Genomic DNA, 19,863 nt, shown 5'->3' with positions numbered 1-19,863 from the left:
GGGAGAGGGAGAAAGCGAGGGGGGGGGAGGAAAAGGAGGGGGCAGCGCGAAGAAGGGGGGGGGAGGAAGGGGGGGGGGAGGGGGGGGGCGCCCGTCCCCGCCCCCCCCCCCCACTCCGTTGGGGCCCGACCCGGTTTGACCCCCTCGGCCACAGCCCCGTAACCTTGACCGTCGGCGTGTCCGTGGATATAGGCGCGCCACATCCCCGTAAACCTCTTCCTCCGGAGCACTGGGTGCCCTGGAGAGGCTGTCCGCGTGCCGGGTGGCTGGACTGCGGGGGTGCCGTTTCCGAGCGAGAGAGTGAGATCCGCGTGTACGCCATCGTGCGCAGCGGTGGTCGCCAGCACAAGGTTGCTGTCGGCGACATCGTTGAGGTTGACAAGATTTCCACTGCCAAGGTTGGCGACACGGTCGAGCTCTCGACCCTGCTCGTTGTCGACGGCGACGCTGTGACCAGCGACCCGTGGGTGCTGGCCGGCATCAAGGTCCAGGCCGAGGTCGTGGACCACCACAAGGGCGTCAAGATCGACATCCTTCGCTACAAGAACAAGACCGGCTACCGCCGTCGTCAGGGCCACCGCCAGCAGTACACGGCGATCAAGGTCACTGAGATCCCCGCGGCTGCGAAGTAAGGGACTGAGGAGAAATGGCACACAAGAAGGGCGCATCGTCCACCCGGAACGGTCGCGACTCGAATGCCCAGCGGCTCGGCGTGAAGCGCTTCGGCGGTCAGGTCGTCAACGCGGGTGAGATCCTGGTCCGCCAGCGCGGCACCCACTTCCACCCCGGTGCGGGCGTCGGCCGTGGCGGCGACGACACGCTGTTCGCGCTGAACGCCGGTGCGGTGGAGTTCGGTACCCACCGCGGCCGCAAGGTCGTGAACATCGTTCCGGTCGCCTGAGTCCCTGACTCAAGGCTTCGACCGAACTTTCGCGAGGCGGACCTCACTTCCCAGGTGGGAAGGCGGGTCCGCCTTTCGCGTGTTAGAGCAGTAGGCAGGACCTACGCGGCCGACGAGGCCGTACGAACACCAAGTGCTGGAGGCACCCCACCATGACCACCTTCGTGGACCGCGTCGAACTGCATGTCGCCGCGGGTAACGGAGGCCACGGCTGTGCCTCCGTTCACCGTGAGAAGTTCAAGCCGCTGGGCGGGCCCGACGGCGGCAACGGCGGGCGCGGCGGGGACGTGATCCTCACCGTCGACCAGTCGATCACCACGCTGCTCGACTACCACCACTCCCCGCACCGCAAGGCCACCAACGGCAAGCCCGGCGAGGGCGGCAACCGCTCCGGCAAGGACGGCCAGGACCTGATCCTGCCGGTGCCGGACGGCACGGTCGTGCTGGACAGGGCGGGCAACGTCCTCGCCGACCTGGTCGGGCACGGCACGTCCTACGTCGCCGCGCAGGGCGGCCGGGGCGGGCTCGGGAACGCGGCGCTGGCGTCGGCGCGGCGCAAGGCGCCCGGTTTCGCGCTGCTCGGTGAGCCGGGGGACCTCCAGGACATCGTCCTGGAGCTGAAGACGGTCGCCGATGTCGCGCTGGTCGGATACCCGAGCGCCGGAAAGTCCTCGCTGATCTCGGTGCTGAGCGCCGCCAAGCCGAAGATCGCGGACTACCCCTTCACGACGCTCGTGCCGAACCTCGGTGTGGTGACCGCCGGCTCGACCGTCTACACCATCGCCGACGTCCCGGGGCTCATCCCGGGTGCCAGCCAGGGCAAGGGCCTGGGCCTGGAGTTCCTGCGGCACGTCGAGCGCTGCAGCGTCCTCGTGCACGTCCTGGACACCGCGACGCTGGAGTCCGACCGGGACCCCATCTCCGACCTGGACATCATCGAGGCGGAGCTGCGGGAGTACGGCGGCCTCGACAACCGGCCGCGGATCGTGGTCCTGAACAAGATCGACGTACCGGACGGCAAGGACCTCGCCGAGATGGTGCGGCCGGATCTGGAGGCCCGTGGCTACCGGGTCTTCGAGGTGTCCGCGGTCGCGCACATCGGGCTGAAGGAGCTGTCGTTCGCGCTGGCCGAGCTGGTCGGCAAGGCGCGGGCCGCGAAGCCGACGGAAGAGGCGACGCGGATCGTGATCCGGCCGAAGGCCGTCGACGACGCGGGCTTCACCGTGACGCAGGAGGAGGCCGACGGCGAGCCGCTGTTCCGCGTGCGCGGCGAGAAGCCCGAACGCTGGGTGCGCCAGACCGACTTCAACAACGACGAGGCCGTGGGGTATCTCGCGGACCGGCTCAACCGCCTCGGTGTGGAAGAGGAGTTGATGAAGGCGGGGGCCCGCAGCGGCGACGGCGTCGCCATCGGCCCCGAGGAGAACGCCGTCGTCTTCGACTGGGAGCCGACCGCGATGGCCGGGGCGGAGATGCTGGGCCGCCGCGGTGAGGACCACCGGTTCGAGGCGCCGCGGCCCGCGGCGCAGCGGCGGCGCGACAAGCAGGCCGAGCGGGACGAGGCGGCGCAGGAGTTCGACGACTTCGAGCCGTTCTAGGAGTGGCCTCGGCTGAAGTGCGTTAACGGCCGGGAAATTCGGGGCGTACGGCAGGGCAACCAACGGTCGTTTCGGTGAGTCGTACTGGGCGGTGCGGATGAGGATCTTGATCCTCGTCCGCTGTCAACCGCCCTTGCGACAACCGGAGTAGACGTGCCCTTGCCTGCCTCGCACAGAACGCGGCGTACCGTCGTGGTCGCGCTCGCCCTGCTCTCCGCCGTCTGCGGCGCGCTCCCCGTGGCGCAGGCGCAGGAGCAGCCGCGGTCGGCCGCGGCCGCGGGTGTGCGGCAGGACTTCAACGGCGACGGGTACGAGGATCTCGCCACGAGTTCCCCGTCCGCCACGGTCGGCGGGAAGAAGGCGGCCGGCTACGTCGCCCTCGTCTACGGCTCGGCGCACGGGCTGGATCTCGCGAGCAGGAAGGTCATCACGCAGGCCGCGCCGGGAATTCCCGGCAGCCCCGAGGCGGACGACCGCTTCGGCGACCGGCTTGTCGCGGCTGACCTGGACGGCGACGGCTACACCGACCTGGCGGTGCCCGCGACCGGCGAGGACTGGACGTGGGACGGCCAGGCACGCACGGGCAGCCAGACCGTGCTGTGGGGCTCCGCCGCCGGCCTGTCCGGCGGAACGCTCCTGCAACCGGAGCGCGCCTTCTCCACCCACTACAGCGTCCCGGGCGACTTCGACGGCGACGGCCACACCGACCTGGCCCTGCCCGGAGGCGTATGGTTCGGCCCCTTCACCCGGGAGGGCCTGCCCGCCCGCACCGAGGCTCTCGCCGTGTACGAACGCGACGACTCGGTGCTGGACATGGCGGCCGGGGACGTCGACGGTGACGGCCTCACCGATCTCGTCTCGCTGACCATGGCGGCCGACTGGGAGCCGGGCGGCCAGAGTTCGGGCCACGCCCTCAACTACCTCCACGCCACCCGGGACGGCTTCGAACCGCTCACCGTGCTGCGGGACGGTCAGGGCCACAAGATCGAGGGCGGCGAGGACGTCGAACTCGGGGACGTGAACGGCGACGGCCGAGACGACCTCGTGTTCGGCCGCCCCCGCTCGGGCCTCAGCGACGAGGAGCCGAGCGACCCGAGCCAGTACGGCTCCCGGGTGGGTGTCGTCCTGGGCACCGCGCAGGGACTGCCGGCCGGCGATCCGCGCATGATCCACCAGGACACTCCCGGCGTACCGGGCGCGGACGAGGCGGGTGACCTCTTCGGCGCGTCCGTCGCGGTGGGCGACGTGAACGGCGACGGCTACGCCGACATCGTGGCCGGCAACCCCTACGAGGACTTCGCCAGAGTGGACGACGCGGGCACGGTCGCCGTGATCCCGGGCGGCGCGTCCGGCCCGACCGGCGCCGGTTCGAAGGTGTTCAGCCAGAACACGGCGGGCGTCCCCGGCGCTGCCGAGCACCGCGACTACTTCAGCGAGGCCGTCACCCTGCTCGACGGGGACGGCGACGGCCGGGCGGATCTCGTCGTGGGCGCTCCCGGCGAGAACACGGACGCCGGCTCGGTGTGGGCGTTCCGCTCCACCGCCTCCGGCACCACCACCACGGGATCGCTCGTGTTCGGCGCCGGCACGCTCGGCACGAACCCGGACGGTGCCCGGCTGGGCGCCGAGTTCCCGCGCTGACCTCCCGCCGCGTCCGGGGCCGGGGCGCGTTTCGCCCGCTGACCGGCGTCTTCGCTCACGCCACGCCCCCGCACGCCACGCGCCCGCCACGCCCTCTCCCATCACGTCCGACAGGAAGCACATGGCTTCGCGTTCTCACCGCCGCACCGCTGTCTCCCGCCGCAGACGGCTCGTCCTCGCCACCGGCGTCGTGCTCGTCGCGGGCGCGCTCACGGTTCCCGCCGTCAACGCCGCCACCACCGAGGCCACGGCCACCACGCCGAGCCCGAAGCGGCTGCACGACGACTTCAACGGGGACGGGTATGCCGACCTGGCGGTCGGCGCGCCGGGCACCACCGTGAACACCCAGGCCAGTGCCGGGTCGGTGAGCGTGCTGTACGGCTCCGCGAGCGGCCTGTCGACCTCCCGCAAGCAGGTGCTCAAGGGCCCGGGCGTCCCGGACCCGGAGGGGTGGGAGGGCCTGTACGGCGGGCACCTGCATGGTGCGGACCTCGACGGGGACGGATACGCCGATCTCCTCTCGTCCCTCAAGGCCTATGTGATGGACCTTGAGGACGGCTATGCGATCCAGGTCAACTGGGGCGGCCCCAAGGGGCTTTCGACCACCGCGACCAGGCTTGCCTGGGCCCCGCTCGGGTCCCGTGCCGGAGGGTGGACGGGCCAGTTCACGGTCGGGGACGTGGACGGCGACATGCACCCGGACCTGGTGACCCTGAGCAACGACGACTGGATGGGCGAGACCCCCGAGACGGACAACGGGGACGGCACGGTGTTGCACGGGCCGTTCGAGCACGACGGCGGGCCCGCACGAAAGAGCTACTTCCGCGTCAATCCCGAGGGACACCACAACTACCAGGGGCTCACCTCCGGTGACGTCAACGGTGACGGCATCGCCGACCTCGCCGTGCGGTCCACCTTCGTCGACGAATCCGACTCGCGCGGGGTCGAACTGCTCCTGGGCGGGGCCGACGGCTTCACCTACAAGGGTCTGCTCAAGGACGCCCAGGGACGCGTGGTCGGCGGCGAGGACGTCGAGATCGGGGATCTCGACAAGGACGGTTACGGCGACATCGTCGTCGGCCACTCCGCCGACAGCTACGACAGCGACGTCGAACTCCCCACCAGGGGCGGCGCGTTGGCCGTCGTCCACGGAGGCCCCGCCGGCGTGTCCACCACCCGCGAGCCGGTGTGGATCAACCAGGACACGGCGGGTGTGCCGGGCACGGGAGAGCGCGGCGACGGCATGGGAACCGGCCTCTCCATCGGCGACACCAACGGCGACGGCTATCTCGACGTGGCGACCGGGCTGCCCGGCGAGGACCTCGGGGGCATCACCGACGCCGGCGCCGTCCTCGTGCTGCGCGGCGGCGCGAACCGCCTGACCGCCTCCGGCGTCAAGGCGTTCACCCAGAACACCAGCGGGGTGCCCGGGACCGCCGAGAAGGGCGACCGTTTCGGCGCCGAGACAGCCCTCGTCGACGCCGACGGCGACAAGAAGTCCGGGCTGGTCGTCGGCGACCCGGCGGAGAACGCCAACAAGGGTTCCGTTTGGGTCCTTTCCGCCACCTCCGGAGGCATCACGGCCGGCGGCTCGTTCTCGTTCGGCTCGGCCACCATGGGCCTGCCCGCGACCGGAGCCAGGTTCGGGGCCTCGCTGGCGGACTGACGGCGACCTCGACCTCGTACGCAGACCACCGCGTACGAACATCCCCCCACGAAACGAAGGAGACAGACCATGAACAGGCGCAGAGGAACCTGGCGCGCGGGACTCGCCGTCGTCCTGGCGGTGACGGGCGCGGCAGCGCTGCCCGCCGCCCACGCGGCCGGGGACACTCCGTCGGCCACGGCGAAGCTCCGGGACGACTTCAACGGCGACGGCTACGCCGACCTCGCGGTCGCGGCGCCGGAGGCCACCGTCGACGGGAAGGCACGGGCCGGGTACGTCGCCGTGCTGTACGGGTCGGCGGGCGGGCTGAAGACCGCCTCCAAGCAGGTCCTCAGCCAGAACACCACCGGCGTCACCGACTCCGCGGAGACGGACGACCTGTTCGGCAGCGCGGTGAGCAGCGCCGACCTCGACCAGGACGGGTACGCGGACCTGATCGTCGGCGTCACCGGCGAGGACTCCGTCGAGGGCGGTGCCGAGACCGGGCTCGTGCAGGTGGTCTGGGGCGGCGCGAACGGGCTGTCGGGCGGGGCGGCGCTGGCGTACGGGCACAACACCTACGACCGGCTCAGCGCCAAGGACGAGCTGACCGTCGGGGACGTCAACGGGGACGGGGCGACGGACCTGGTGCTCGTGGAGGGCCTCGTCAAGCTGCGGGTCATCAAGGGGCCCTTCGGGCGCGACGGTTCCGCGAGCGGCGGGGAGCAGATCGTCCAGGACGACTCCGACCCCCGCTTCCTGGACCTGGCCACCGGTGACGTGAACGGGGACGGCATCGACGACGTCGTAGGCGCCATGAACGACGGCGACGAGTACGACCATCGCCGCATCACGTACTGGCGGGGCACGCCGGACGGTCTCGCGCAGGAGATCGTGCTGGAGGACAGCCGGGGCTTCTGGGTGCAGGGCGAGTCCCTCGACCTCGGTGACGTGAACGGCGACGGCTACGACGACATCGTCGCGGGCCGCTCCGTCGACGGCTACGACAGCGACCTCGACACCCCGCTCCCCAAGGGCGGCCGGGTCGGTCTCGTCCCCGGCGGCGCCGACGGCCCCGTGGTGAGCAAGGCGATGTACGTCAACCAGGACAGCGCCGGAGTCCCGGGCGCCGCGGAGCCGGGGGACGGCTTCGGCTCCGACATATCGGTCGCCGACGTCAACGGGGACGGCTACGCCGATGTCTCCACGGGCGTGCCCGGCGAGGACTTCGACGGGCTGAGCGACGCCGGCGGCACCATCGTCCTGCGCGGCGGCGCCAGCGGTCTGACCGGCACCGGCGCCACGGGGGTCAACCAGGACACCGCAGGCGTGCCGGGCGCGGCGGAGGCCAAGGACGCCTTCGGCCGCACCACCCACCTCGTCGACGGCAACGGCGACGGCCGCGCCGAACTCGTCGTCGGCGCACCGGGGGAGAACGCGAACGCCGGCTCGGTGTGGGTGTTCAACGCCACGTCGGCCGGGACCACCCCGACCGGCTCGTTCACCTTCGGGGCCGGAACTCTCGGCACGGTCGCGGCGAACGCGAGGCTCGGCTCCGGGTTCAACTCCTGATCGACCGCCGGACCCGTTGTGGCAAGGGCACGTTCCCGTGCCGCAACGGGTCTTCTGTTGTCTCCCTATTTGTCATGCACGCGAAGCTCGCAGTTCAGCAGCAAGGCCGCCCACGGGCGTGAGCATCCGAAGTGTTCAACAGGCCAGCGAGGCAGGGGAGTTCGTTGATGACCGGTGTTTCCGGATCCGTATCGCCCGACCGACGCCGCTTTCTGACCGCGGGAGCCGCGGTGCTCGGCGCGGCGGCTTCCGCTCAGCTGTGGCTGCCGTCCGCCGCGCGGGCCGCCGAAACCCCGTTGCCCGACGGCGTGTTCAGCCTCGGCGTCGCTTCCGGTGACCCGCTGCCCGACGGCATCGTGCTGTGGACGCGCCTCGCGCCGGATCCGCTGAACGGCGGCGGCATGCCCGACCGCGTCGTGTCCGTCGAGTGGGAGCTCGCGGAGGACGAACGGTTCAGAAAGCCGGTCCGCCGCGGCGTCGCCCAGGCCCGCCCGGAGCTCGGGCACAGCGTCCACGTGGACGTACGGCGACTGCGTTCGGGGCGGACCTACTGGTACCGCTTCCGCGTCGGCGGCCAGCTGTCGCCCACCGGCCGCACCCGCACCGCGCCCCACCCGCACAGCTCCGGTGGCCGGCTGCGCATGGCGCTGGCCTCCTGCCAGAACTGGCAGCACGGCTATTTCACGCCGTACGCCGACATGCTCGACCAGGACCCCGACTTCGTCCTGTTCGTCGGCGACTACATCTACGAGTCGACCCCGTCGGCGACGGGCGTGCGGCGGCACGAGGGCACGGGTGAGCCGTACAGCCTGGTCCAGTACCGCAACCGGTACGCCCAGTACCGCACCGACCCGGACCTGGCCGCGATGCACGCGAACGCGCCCTGGGTGGTCACCTTCGACGACCACGAGATCGACAACGACTTCGCGGGCGAGATCCCGCAGGACCCGGACAAGCAGTCGCACGACGCGTTCGTGGCCCGGCTGACCGCCGGCTACCAGGCGTACTACGAGCACATGCCGGTCCGGGCGAGCGCCATCCCCGACGGCCCGCACATCCAGATGTACCGCCGTCTGGAGTTCGGCCGCCTGGCCCGGCTCAGCGTGCTGGACACCCGGCAGTACCGCAGCGACCAGGCCAGGAGTCAGGAAGGCGCGCAGGACCCCTCGCTCACCATGCTCGGCGCCGAGCAGAAGGAGTGGCTGCTCGACGGGCTGCGTCACTCGCCGGCCCGCTGGAACATGATCGGCTCGCAGATCATGATGGCCGAGACCGACCTCCAGGTCGGCGAGGGCAAGCTCTGGTACTACGACGCCTGGGACGGCTACCAGGTCGAACGCAACGCCCTGATGCGGGAGCTGAAGAAGGTCCGCAACCCGGTCGTGTTCACCGGCGACCGCCACCTGACGATGATCAGCGATCTCAAGGAGGACTACGCCGACCCGGACTCGGGCGTCGTGGGCGCGGAGTTCGTCGGTACGTCCATCTCCAGCAACGGTGACCAGGACCAGGCCGCCTTCCACAAGGAGTGGGACCCGCGCCTGCCGGACAACCCGCACTGGAAGCTGCTCGACGCCCACCGCGGCTACCACCTCTTCGACATCCGCCGCGACGGCATCGACGCCCAGGTCAGGATCGTGGACACGGTGCGTCAGCAGACGGCCACGCCGAGCACGCTGGCGAACCTGCGGGTCGAGGCGGGACGCCCGGGGGTCGAGGTCGTGTAGCGCTCGCGGCTCCGGTCACCGCTGGTGGGGACCTGGGACTCATCCGTGTCCCAGGTCACTCTCAGGGCAGTCTCAGGAAGTCCTCTTACCGTCCTCTGACCATGGAGACGGACTGTACGAGAGATGAACCCCGGGCCCACGGCAGTGTGATCACCCCGCTGCCCACCGGGACCCGGCTGCTGCACATCGGCCCGCACAAAACGGGCACCACCGCGATCCAGGGCGCACTGTTCGCGGCGAGGGACGAGATGGCCCGGCACGGCGTCGCGTGGCCCGCACCCACCCGGCACCCCATGGAAGCGGTCCTGGCCGCCTGCGCCCGCACCGGCATGCTGGGCGACACCGCGCCGACCGAGCGGCACTGGGAGCGGCTGGTCGAGCAGGTGCGCGCCACGGGCCGGCGCACCTCCGTGATCAGCAGCGAGTTCTTCGCCGACGCCTCCGACGACGAGGTGGCCGGGCGGATCGTCGAGCAGCTCGGCGGTGACCGTGTGCACGTCCTGGTCACGCTGCGTCCACTGGCGCGGATCATGCCCTCGCAGTGGCAGCAGTACGTACAGAACGGTCTGCGCATGGGCTACGAGGACTGGCTGGAGCACCTGCTCAGGAAGCCGCCGTACGACAAGCCCAACCCCAGCTTCTGGCACCGGCACCGGCACGACCGGCTGGTCGAGCGCTGGGCCCGGGTGGTCGGCCCGGAGCGGGTCACCGTCGTCGTGGTCGACGACCGCGACCGGGAGGGCCTGATGCGGACCTTCGAGGCGCTGCTCGGACTGCCCGCGCGTCTTCTGGGATTCGTTCCGGACGCGGCGAATCGCTCGCTCACCCTCGCCGAGACCGAAATGCTGCGGAATCTTAATAAGGAATTCCGCGCCAATGAACTGCCGGCGGAGCTCTATTCACAGCTCGTCCGGAACGGCGCGGTGATGCATATGAAGAACACGTGCACCCCTGGTCCCGGCGACGTGAAGATCTCCACTCCGCAGTGGGCCGTGGAAGCTGCCGCCGGGATCGGTGCGGAGGCAGCGGAGCGCATCGAGGGGATGGGTGTGCGAGTTATCGGCGACATGCACCTTTTGTCCGCCGTGCAACTGGCCGCCGTGCAGAAGCCCGCGACCTCGACCGCCCCCGAGCCGCGCATCGCCCCCGAGTGCGCGGCCCAGGCGCTGTACGGGGCCCTGGCCGCGGCGGCCGCGGCGCCCGTGCGGCACACCGCGGCCGCCAAGTCGCGTACGGTTCACCAGACCTCGTCGAAGGAACTCGTGCGGGTGCTCGGCCATCGCTGCCTCAAGCGGCTGCGGCTTCGCTGAACCTGTGCCGTTACTCACAGCAATTACCGCGCACCTTCGGAGAGGCTCTCGACAATGACCATGCGTACAAGGTGAATGACAGGTTGCGCGCACATATGCAGCCGGGGGCGCTCACCTTGCACTGCGGTAACCCCAAGTGGGACCATTTCCAAGTTCCCAGTCGCCACAAGGTAGGTCACCTGTGTCCCAGCACATAGCCAAGCCCCGTACCACCGCAGTGATCCTGGCCGGTGGCACCGGTCAGCGGGTGGGTCTGTCGATCCCCAAGCAGCTGCTGAAGATCGCCGGCAAGGCAGTCATCGAGCACACGTTGACCACCTTCGAGAACGCCGACTCGATCGACGACGTCATCGTGCTGATGGCGCCCGGTTACGTGCCGGACATCGAGAAGATCGTCGCCAAGGCCGGGTTCACGAAGGTCAAGAAGATCATCGAGGGCGGCTCGACCCGGAACGAGACGACCGAGCGCGCCATCGACGCCCTGGGCGAGGGCCTGGCCGAGGGCGAGGACCGCAACGTCCTCTTCCACGACGCCGTGCGCCCGCTGCTGTCACAGCGCGTGATCGACGACTGTGTCGTGGCACTGGAGCGCTTCCAGGCCGTCGACGTCGCCATCCCGTCCGCGGACACCATCATCGTGACCCGCACGCACGGCGACGACGGCGAGTTCATCACCGAGATCCCGGACCGTTCCCGGCTGCGCCGCGGCCAGACGCCGCAGGCGTTCAAGCTGTCCACGATCAAGCGGGCCTACGAGGTCGCCGCCGGTGACCCCAACTTCCAGGCCACGGACGACTGCTCCGTCGTGCTCAAGTACCTGCCGGACGTGCCGATCCACGTCGTCGCGGGTGACGAGTACAACATGAAGGTCACCCAGCCCGTCGACGTCTTCATCGCCGACAAGCTCTTCCAGCTGGCCTCCACCGCCGCTCCGGAGCAGGTGAGCGAGGAGGCTTACCGCCAGCTGCTCACCGGCAAGACCTTCGTCGTCTTCGGCGGCTCGTACGGCATCGGCAAGGACATCGCCGAACTCGCCGAGTCCTACGGCGCCACGGTGTACGCGCTCGGCCGCTCCACCACCGGCACCCACGTGGAGAACCCGGAGGAGGTCGACGACGCGCTGTCCAAGGCGTACGCCGAGACCGGGCGCATCGACTACGTCGTGAACACCGCCGGTGTGCTGCGTATAGGCAAGCTCGCCGAGACCGACAACGCCACCATCGAGGAGGCGCTGAAGGTCAACTACCTCGCCCCGGTGCAGATCGCGCGCTCCTCGTACAAGTACCTGTCCGAGACCAAGGGCCAGTTGCTGCTGTACACCTCCAGCAGCTACACCCGCGGCCGCGCCGAGTACAGCCTGTACTCCTCGACCAAGGCCGCCATGGTGAACCTCACCCAGGCCCTGTCCGACGAATGGGCCGGCGACGGCATCCGCGTCAACTGCATCAACCCGGAGCGCACCGCCACCCCGATGCGCACCAAGGCCTTCGGCCAGGAGCCCGCGGGCAGCCTGCTCTCCTCCGAGGCCGTCGCCCGTACGTCGCTCGACGTGCTGCTCTCCGAGCTGACCGGCCATGTGATCGACGTCCGCCAGCAGGACCCGACGGCGCCCGCCGGGAAGGCGTCCGGTTTCGAGCAGGCGCTGGCCAGTGTCCTCGACCGCCAGGACGGCGTGGCATAATCATCAGTTAATAGCCTTATGGAATTCAGGCCTCTGCGATTCTTCGTTCACGAAGAATTCACAGGGGCCTGAGTCCTTCCCCCTTCAGACCGGCCCCTCTCCCTGAGCAGGTTCTCCGTGATATCCACCGCTATTCGCGTCGCCCGGGTGGGCAGCGCGGCCGAGCTGGCCGCGGCGGCCTTCATGATGCTGGGCTTCCCCGCACTCATGCTGGCCGCGCTCGTCCCGAGCGTCCCCGCCTTCGCGGCCGCGGCCGCCGTGACGTACCTGGCGGACCACTATCTGCACCGCAAGAGCAGCTATCTGGTCAACCGCCTGAGCAAGGTGCGGGCAGGTCTGTCGATCCGGTTCCTGATCAGACAACTGCTGCTGATCCTGCTGCTGGCCCGGCTCGGCTTCGCGGACGACCTGATCTACTACGGTGCGATCGCCTGCTTCATAGCCTTCTACGGCCTTCAGGCCCCGCACGGCGCGCTGGTCACCCTGATCCGCAACCGCCGCCGTATGCCGGTCGCCACCCGCAACATCGACCTCGCCTCGCGCATCCGCATCCCGGACGCCCCGCCGCGCCGGCTGCTGCACCGCTCCGCGGAGAAGATGCTGCACCTCGACCTCGCGGCCGTCGCCGGCATCCTCGTCTCGGCGTCCCTGGAGTCGGCCGTGGCCGGCTTCGTCGGCATCGGGATCACGGTGGGCGTGGGCTGCCTGTACGTGCTGACGCTCGTCCCGTACGTCCGCGGCGCGAAGACCCCGCCGAACGCGGAGCGGGTCCTGGCCGCCGTCGACGACTGGCTGGCCGAGTACCGCCCCGAGACGGTGCTGTACTTCTCCGGCTCCAAGGACTCCGTCTACCAGGTCAACATGTGGCTGGAGACCATGGAGCAGCTGGACTCCAAGCCGCTGATCATCCTGCGCGAGCGGGCCATCCTGAACAACCTGGCGCCCACCACGGTCCCCGTCATCTGCGTGCCCGGTGGCGTGCACCTGATGAACCTGGACCTGTCCAACGTGCGCGTCGCCCTGTACGCGGCGAACGTCGGCAAGAACATCCACCTGCTGCGCGTCCCCACCATGAGGCACGTCTTCATCGGCCACGGCGACAGCGACAAGCTGGCCAGCGTCAACCCGTACAGCAAGGTCTACGACGAGGTGTGGACGGCCGGCCGCGCGGGCCGCGACCGCTATGCCATAGCCGACGTCGGCGTCCGCGACGACGACATCGTCGAGGTCGGCCGCCCGCAGCTGGCGCCGATCCAGACCTGGCAGGGCGCGCCGCAGGGGTCCCGCGGCGGAGCCGCCGACGACCGCTGCCCGACCGTGCTGTACGCGCCCACCTGGGAGGGCTGGGACGGCAACCCCGGCAACACCTCCATCGTGCTCGCCGGCGAGAACATCGTGCAGAAGCTGGTGACGGCCGACCCGCCGGTCCGCGTCCTGTACAAGCCGCACCCCTTCACCGGCACCGTCAGCAAGGAGGCCGGCGCCGCGCACCGCCGGATCACCGCCCTGGTCGAGCAGTCCGCCGCCGCGCGCGCCACCGACCCGCGCTTCACGACCGACGCCGCCGCGCAGGCCGCCGCCAAGGCCGAGCTGGCCCGGATCGAGGCCCGCCTCGCCGAGCTGTCCGGCAAGGGCAACGGCAAGGGCGGCGACGAGGCCGAGGCCACCCGCGACGGCCTGGTCGACGTCGCCCGGCACGAGGAGGCCGCCCGGCTGCGCGCCGAGTGGAACGCCGCGTACTGGCGCTCCTTCGGCGAACACGAGCACCGCGTCATCACGGGCGCCGAGCCGCGTCTCTACGACTGCTTCAACGTCTCCGACGCGATGGTCTCCGACATCTCCAGCGTGGTCTCCGACTTCATCGCCAGCGGCAAGCCGTACGCCGTGACGGACTCCGCGGAGCTGGGCGTCGAGGAGTTCAAGCGGCAGAACACCGCGGTGCGCGCCGCGACGATCCTGTCCAACAGCGCGGCCGAGCTGGGCGAGTTGCTCGGCGCCGTACGGGACCCGGCCGCGGACCCGCTGGCCGAGGACCGGGGGGACCTCAAGCGGTATCTGCTCGGTCCGGACGAGCCGACGTCCATCGACCAGTTCAACACCGCCGTGGCGAACCTCGCGATCAAGGCCGAGGCGCGCAACGTCGGCCAGGAGTCACGGGTGGCGGCCGGTGCCGCCGAGGCCGAGCCGGCGACCGTGCCCGCGCAGCGGCTGGCGGCGGCAGGGGACGATGTGACGGCCTGACCTGCAAGGTCTACGAGGCCACCGCCTGGCCGGCGCACACTGACGGCGCGGTCCCCGAGGAGCGAATCCTCGGGGACCGCGCCGTTTCTGGTGGGCCTCTTACGTTGCCCGATTAACGTGACCCCATGTCAGTTGATGTTGTGACCTGAGTCACGAAAATACCGGCATCAGGCAACCGGTTGCATCCCTCACCCGTCTACCAGGTAGCGAATGAGGCGATACGGGGGAGATATCCCATTAACGAGGGGGAAACGTGACCGCTACGCAGCCTGATGTGACGGTGATCATCGGGGCGTACGAAGCGATGCCGTATCTGGTCGAGTGTCTCGCGTCCGTCGAGTCACAGACCATCGACCATGAGCGCATCGAGGTCATCGCCGTCGACGACGGTTCGACGGACGGGACGGGGGAGTGCCTGGAGGAGTTCGCGGCCCGGGTGGCGATGCCGGTGACCGTGATCCGGCAGGAGAACTCCGGCGGCCCGAGCGGCCCGCGCAATGTCGGTCTGGGCAAGGCGGCCGGACGCTACGTGTTCTTCCTGGACGCCGACGACCGGCTGGGCCCCGAGGCCCTGGAGCGCATGGTCGCGATGGCCGACAGGAACGGCACCGATGTCGTGCTCGGCCGGGTCGAGGGCGTCAACCGCACCGCGCCCAAGTCCATGTGGGGCAAGACGCTGGACCGGACCGACGTCTTCTCCTCCAACATCAAGTTCACGCTGAGCGCGCAGAAGCTGTTCCGTCGCGACCTGCTCACCCGGCACAACATGCGCTTCGACGAGTCCCTGTGGACCGGCGAGGACGCGCTGTTCACGATGGAGGCCTACCTGCGGGCCGACGGCGTCTCCGTGGTCGCCGACTACACCTGCTACTACCTGGTGGGCCGCGACGACGGCAAGCACGTGACGAAGAGCGGCGGTTACACCCTGCGCTTCGACTCCGCGCGCGCCCTGATGAACCTGATAGCCGAGCTCGTACCCGCCGGCGACCGGCGCGACCTGCTCATGGTGCGCCCGTTCCTCATCACCCTGCTGCCGCAGTTCGGGCCCAAGTACGCCAAGGACAGCGAGAAGGTCAGGCAGCACAAGCTGGAACTGGCGAGGCCCCTCATGGACGCCCACTGGACCCCGGACATCGCCCGCCGCCTCAAGGTCGACGAGCGGCTGCGGCTGCACCTGGTCGCCGCCCAGCGCGCCGATCTCCTGCTGCCCGTCGTGGAGTTCGTCAAGTCCAAGAAGCAGGCAGCGGCCCTCCTGGAGAAGAAGGGCCGCCGGGTCTACCTCGCCTACCCGCACTTCCGGGACGCCGCCGCGGGGATCCCCGACTCCGTGTACCTCGCCGAACCACGCGAGGCCCGCGCCTTCCCCGGATACCGGGAGGGCGGCGCGGACTCCTTCCTGCGGCGTGCGGTGCGCAAGGCGCGCCGGGTGCTGAGGACCTCGGGCGGGGCTAGGCCGGGTGGGCGGGCCGCTGCGGCGTGAAGGACCGGCGCTGATCCGGGATCTCGGGAGTCTCCGCGGCCAGTCGCTCGGCCATCCTGGCGCGGTGCTCCAGGGCCGCCGAACACAGCGACTGCACCGCCTCGTTGAAGCGCACCTGTGACGTCGGCTCGTCCGGACCCAGCAGGTGACGCTTCAACTCCGCCCGGGCCTGAACCAGTTCGTCCTTCTCGGGATGCCGTACGGCGTCCAGCAGTTCCGGCACGCCGGTCGCGTCCGGCGCCAGCACGGTCGCCGCGCGCACGGTCGGGAACGCCTTGCGGAACACGTCCTCCGCGAGGCCGCTGGTGTTCGCCACGGCATACGGCTTCCCGCTCGCCAGGAAGTCGCTGATCACGCTCGACACATCGCTGATCAGCAGGTCCGCCTGGTTGTAGCAGGCGTACAGCGTGGGCCGTACGTCGATGACGATCTGGTGCTCCCACTCGGGCAGCGACGCCCAGTACGCCTCCTCCCAGGCCGCCGTGGCCCGCGCCACCGCCTCGGCCCGCCCCGGCTCCGGCGCTGACTGCGACAGCATCCGCTCGACCTGATCGGCGTTCGCCCGCCCGGCGATCGCGGTCAGCCGGTCCAACTCCGAGGTCAGAACGGCGAGTTCACCGGTGTTGCCGGGCCGCTCCCCGGTCCGCTCCCGGTTCGCCGCCCTGATCAGCTCGCGAATCCGAAGATCGGCCGCCCCGGCCCGCGGATCCACCGACCCCGTCAGCGGATGCGGCTTGTACAGCAGGCGTACGGCCGGGTCCGCGAGCAGCGCGCGCACGAGGTTCTCGCCGGCCTCCACCACCGAGGTGTTGCCGGGGTTGCCGTCCCAGCCCTCCCAGGTCGGCGCGTACAGGACCGTCGTACACGCTCCGGTGGGCGCGCCCTCGTACGGCAGGACGCCGTCCAACTGCGGGCGGCCGATCTCCACCACGTCCTTGTCCTCGACACCGACCTCGGCGAACGCGTACCGCTCACGCGCCGCCGGGCCGGCCACCCACACCTCGTCGTAGGCCTTCGCGTACGGGTTGCAGGACGACAGCTTGTCGCTCTCCCCGTGGTTGACGAAGGTGTGCTTGAGCGTGGGGATGCGCAGGACCTGGGAGGTCTTGCCGGAGTTCGAGGGGTGGATCAGGACCTGCAGCGAGGACTCCTCCAGACGCATCAGGGTGGAGACCTTCGGCAGGCAGAGGATCGGTACGTCGGTCGGCGCGATCTTCTGCACCATGAACCGCTCGCGCAGGACGATCAGCGGCCGGCCGTCCAGCTTCGCGAGCGGCTCCAGCCACATGTTCGCCTGGTAGGCCGAGGAGGCGCCGCCGGAGAAGTAGAGCCCGGCCGTCGGCCGGTACTCCGCCAGCCAGGCGTCGAGCCAGTCCAGCGCCTCCCGCTCGCTCACCGGGCGACGGCTCGGCAGCAGCCGTACGACAAGGTCGTACAGGCCCAGCAGGGCCAGCCCCAGGGACAGTGCGATACCGAGGGCCGCGCAGCGGGGGTCGTCGGTGGCCGCCGTGGTCAGCAGGCCCGCGGTGGCCGGGAGACCGAAGACCAGCAGACGGTGGCCGGGGCGGCGCAGCAGGACCGGCGGGGCGGCGGACAGCCGCAGCGCGGAGGCGTCGATGTTGCGGGTGACCACCGGCAGCGTGCGGGTGCGGCGGACCAGCACCGAGACCGCCTGGATCAGACAGTGCAGGCCGTAGAAGGCGAGGAGGCCCGCGATCAGCGGGGTGTACAGCGTCTCCCGGTGCTGCTCACCGAGCCGCAGCAGGGCCACGACGAGCAGCAGGTCCCGCAGCACGTGCCGCACGGTGATGTCCGCGTGCGACTTGGCGAACACCGACAGCATGCCGCGATGCCAGCGGAACAGCACGCCCTCGACGGCCAGGGACACGACCGTCGCGCCGAGCAGCAGCGGGACGTGCGGGCGCAGCGCCGCCACGGCCTGGGCGCAGAAGGCGGCGGCCAGGAGAGCCGTGACGAGCGCTCTCGCCGGGATGCGGGGCAGGGGTGCGGGCAACGCGGTCACTCCAAGGTCGGCGCGGGACGTCGTGCGTCCGGGTTAACGCGCACCGACCTCCGGACGACACGCGAGTGTCCGGACGGTTTGGAGTGACAGCCGGGTGCTAGGGCCTGTCTGACAATTCCCGCCTGCCCCGCGGCGCATGGCAGACAGGCCCTACGGGGCGGGCGTCTCGCGGTTCACGTCGTCGGCACCGTGTCCTCGGGAGTGCTCGTGATTCCCTTGCAGGCGTTCGTGGTGTCGGCCGTTCCGGGGACCGCCGCCGCCTTCACGGCGGTGAAGTTGGTGACGTACGCGTCGTGGGCGGTGTCGCTGTCGATCTTCAGGAGTGTCTCGTCGTTCTTTGTGAGGGCGGGGCCGGTGTAGTTGTGGCTGCCGGTCCACAGGACCTTCTGGCCGACGGAGCCGTCGTACTTGCCCTCGATCAACAGGTACTTGGAGTGGACGATGCGCGAGGCGGTGTCCGGGTCGCTGTCGTCGTCCCAGTTGTAGCAGCGCAGGGTCGGACCGCCGGAGGCGTGCAGGGTCTCCCAGGTGCCGCTGGAGGAGCCGCTGTCGGTCTGCGCGTAGACGATGTCGACCGCGCAGCCCGCCTTCTGGAGTTCGACCAGCTTCTGGGCCACCGCGAGCCGTGTGAGCTTGAACATCGCCACCCGCACCTTGGTGTGCTTGGTGGTGCTGTTCTCGGTGTAGGTACACGTCACGTTGTCGAGGACGCCGGTGACGGTGTCCCCCGGCGACGGGTCGCTCGCCGGCCGCGGGAAGAAGTACACCTTGTACGGACTGCTGGTGGTGTAGCTGTACTGCCAGCTGTCCCAGTCCTTGCCCAGCAGCTTGTTGAAGTAGTTGCTGTACGCGGTGTACATGGTGACGTTGTTGGTCAGGACGAAGGCGTCGTTCCAGAACCGGCTGTAGCTGGACGGCGTCATGTTCGAGGACGTTTGCACGACGACGTCGTACGCGCCGTCGAGCTGCGAGAACAGCCAGAACTTGTTGTGGTTGATCGACGCGCCCAGGGAGGGGTCGCCCAGACACGACTTGTTCACCGGGCACAGGCCGACGAACGAGTTCTCGGTGGTGTCCGTGCCGAGCGCCGCCGTCAGGATGCCGTACGTGGAATCGCCGGGATTGTCGCTGACATCGCTCTCGTCCAGCATCAGCTGGACGTCGACGCCTCGGGTGTGCGCGTCCACGAGCGCCTCGGCCACCCCGGTGTCCCAGAAGTGGTAGACCGACGCCTTGATGGACGAACCGGCCGGTGACTGGCCTATGTAGTCCAGCAGTTGTGTGCGTATCGTCTGCTGATCGGCGACCGTGCCGGTCGGTTTGTTGAAGACCGGGCCCGCGGTGACGGTGGCGGAGGCGCTGTCCGCCAGGCCGAGTTGGAGCCCCGCGGTCAGTGTGAGTGCGATGAGTGCGGCTGCGGGACGGCTGGATCCATGACGGGATGCGAGACGCATCGGGCCCCCTGGCAAGAGTTCGAACTGATCCCTGCGGTGCGGATGTTGCCAGAGTGGGTGCATGTATGAACAGAACCGATCGTTTAAGTTTCCAATACGTCCCATTTGTTGATCTAGTCGGCTCTGTTCACTCGTGGTTAGACTCCCGTCGCTCGCAGAGGGTGGGGGAGTTCATCGAACGCAGCCTCCTGTGCGCATCTCCTTCGTGGCATGTCCATGATTGAAAGTGGGGGTGGGTGGAGTGAAGCCTGGCCGTCGAAGACTCTCGCTGGTGCTCGTGAAGACGCTGCTGGCCGCCTTGCTGGTCGCGGTGTCCTTCGCGCCGACGGCGGCGTTGGCACTGCCGTCGGGCAAGCGGCCGGACGTACCGGCCAGACCGATCGGCCAGGCCGTGCCGCAGCAGGTCGAGAAGGGAACGGCGAAGACGCCGAAGGTGGTCTGGCCCAGTGCCGGCAAGGCCACCGTCGATGTACCGGCCGCGGACTCCGCGCCCAAAGAGGGGAAAACCCCCGGTGCCTAATCCTCGGCCGTCTTCATTCGTGCGGCCAAAGGAATTGTCCGTTTCCTTGCCGCCCCCCGACCCAGGCGGG

14 protein-coding genes are annotated in these 19,863 nt (G+C 69.8%); 12 read left to right on the top strand and 2 right to left on the bottom strand.

The genetic code is table 11. The features are described 5' to 3' along the window. Positions 1–311: 311 nt before the first annotated feature. The 11 genes from rplU (at position 312) to ACFU95_RS43635 (ending at position 15,796) form a co-directional block, all read left to right on the top strand. The gene (gene rplU / locus ACFU95_RS43685) at positions 312–632 is read left to right on the top strand and encodes a 50S ribosomal protein L21 (protein ID WP_007381993.1); all 321 of its coding nucleotides are present in this window, start codon (positions 312–314) and stop codon (positions 630–632) included. A gap of 14 nt (positions 633–646) precedes the next feature. Next, positions 647–901 carry a 50S ribosomal protein L27 gene (rpmA, locus tag ACFU95_RS43680; protein ID WP_007381992.1) on the top strand — a complete coding sequence of 85 codons (255 nt, stop codon included), beginning with the start codon at positions 647–649 and terminating at the stop codon, positions 899–901. A 152-nt stretch (positions 902–1,053) separates the two neighbouring features. After that, positions 1,054–2,499, top strand: a complete 1,446-nt coding sequence (gene obgE / locus ACFU95_RS43675) for a GTPase ObgE (RefSeq protein WP_383840905.1) — start codon at positions 1,054–1,056, stop codon at positions 2,497–2,499. A 153-nt stretch (positions 2,500–2,652) separates the two neighbouring features. Then, a complete protein-coding gene (locus tag ACFU95_RS43670) occupies positions 2,653–4,140 on the top strand; it encodes a VCBS repeat-containing protein (protein ID WP_383840903.1) in 1,488 nt (495 codons plus the stop codon). 121 nt (positions 4,141–4,261) lie between these two features. Continuing rightward, positions 4,262–5,806 carry a VCBS repeat-containing protein gene (locus ACFU95_RS43665; RefSeq protein ID WP_383840900.1) on the top strand — a complete coding sequence of 515 codons (1,545 nt, stop codon included), beginning with the start codon at positions 4,262–4,264 and terminating at the stop codon, positions 5,804–5,806. Positions 5,807–5,875: 69 nt separating this feature from the next. Continuing rightward, a complete protein-coding gene (locus tag ACFU95_RS43660) occupies positions 5,876–7,357 on the top strand; it encodes a VCBS repeat-containing protein (protein WP_383840897.1) in 1,482 nt (493 codons plus the stop codon). 167 nt (positions 7,358–7,524) lie between these two features. Beyond that, positions 7,525–9,084 (top strand): alkaline phosphatase D family protein, encoded by a 1,560-nt coding sequence (locus ACFU95_RS43655; protein WP_383840894.1) that lies wholly within the window; start codon positions 7,525–7,527, stop codon positions 9,082–9,084. Positions 9,085–9,185: 101 nt separating this feature from the next. Next, positions 9,186–10,394, top strand: coding sequence for a hypothetical protein (locus ACFU95_RS43650; RefSeq protein ID WP_383840891.1), 1,209 nt, complete (start codon positions 9,186–9,188; stop codon positions 10,392–10,394). Between the two features lie 181 nt (positions 10,395–10,575). Next, a complete protein-coding gene (locus ACFU95_RS43645) occupies positions 10,576–12,075 on the top strand; it encodes an SDR family NAD(P)-dependent oxidoreductase (RefSeq protein ID WP_383840888.1) in 1,500 nt (499 codons plus the stop codon). A gap of 147 nt (positions 12,076–12,222) precedes the next feature. After that, positions 12,223–14,316, top strand: a complete 2,094-nt coding sequence (locus tag ACFU95_RS43640) for a hypothetical protein (protein ID WP_383840934.1) — start codon at positions 12,223–12,225, stop codon at positions 14,314–14,316. Positions 14,317–14,569: 253 nt separating this feature from the next. Continuing rightward, positions 14,570–15,796 (top strand): glycosyltransferase family 2 protein, encoded by a 1,227-nt coding sequence (locus ACFU95_RS43635; RefSeq protein ID WP_383840885.1) that lies wholly within the window; start codon positions 14,570–14,572, stop codon positions 15,794–15,796. Here ACFU95_RS43635 and ACFU95_RS43630 read toward each other — a convergent pair. Beyond that, positions 15,765–17,810: a hypothetical protein gene (locus ACFU95_RS43630; RefSeq protein WP_383840882.1), complete on the bottom strand. Its 2,046-nt coding sequence runs from the start codon at positions 17,808–17,810 to the stop codon at positions 15,765–15,767. The genes ACFU95_RS43635 and ACFU95_RS43630 overlap by 32 nt on opposite strands. A gap of 182 nt (positions 17,811–17,992) precedes the next feature. Then, positions 17,993–19,273, bottom strand: a complete 1,281-nt coding sequence (locus ACFU95_RS43625) for a phospholipase D-like domain-containing protein (RefSeq protein WP_383840879.1) — start codon at positions 19,271–19,273, stop codon at positions 17,993–17,995. A 271-nt stretch (positions 19,274–19,544) separates the two neighbouring features. Between ACFU95_RS43625 and ACFU95_RS43620 the strand changes: the two genes are divergently transcribed. Further along, positions 19,545–19,793 carry a hypothetical protein gene (locus tag ACFU95_RS43620; RefSeq protein WP_383840876.1) on the top strand — a complete coding sequence of 83 codons (249 nt, stop codon included), beginning with the start codon at positions 19,545–19,547 and terminating at the stop codon, positions 19,791–19,793. The last annotated feature ends 70 nt before the right edge of the window (positions 19,794–19,863 follow it).

It is taken from the genome of Streptomyces sp. NPDC057623, assembly GCF_042800355.1.
Lineage (GTDB): Bacteria > Actinomycetota > Actinomycetes > Streptomycetales > Streptomycetaceae > Streptomyces.
The sequence above is the reverse complement of the archived record's forward strand: the minus strand, read 5'-3'. Positions and strand labels throughout refer to the sequence as shown.

Coding starts and splice junctions, on each gene's coding strand:
- obgE (WP_383840905.1), top strand. CDS start 1,054: ATGACCACCTTCGTGGACCGCGTCGAACTGCATGTCGCCGCGGGTAAC.
- ACFU95_RS43665 (WP_383840900.1), top strand. CDS start 4,262: ATGGCTTCGCGTTCTCACCGCCGCACCGCTGTCTCCCGCCGCAGACGG.
- ACFU95_RS43660 (WP_383840897.1), top strand. CDS start 5,876: ATGAACAGGCGCAGAGGAACCTGGCGCGCGGGACTCGCCGTCGTCCTG.
- ACFU95_RS43650 (WP_383840891.1), top strand. CDS start 9,186: ATGGAGACGGACTGTACGAGAGATGAACCCCGGGCCCACGGCAGTGTG.
- rpmA (WP_007381992.1), top strand. CDS start 647: ATGGCACACAAGAAGGGCGCATCGTCCACCCGGAACGGTCGCGACTCG.
- ACFU95_RS43655 (WP_383840894.1), top strand. CDS start 7,525: ATGACCGGTGTTTCCGGATCCGTATCGCCCGACCGACGCCGCTTTCTG.
- ACFU95_RS43625 (WP_383840879.1), bottom strand. CDS start 19,273: ATGCGTCTCGCATCCCGTCATGGATCCAGCCGTCCCGCAGCCGCACTC.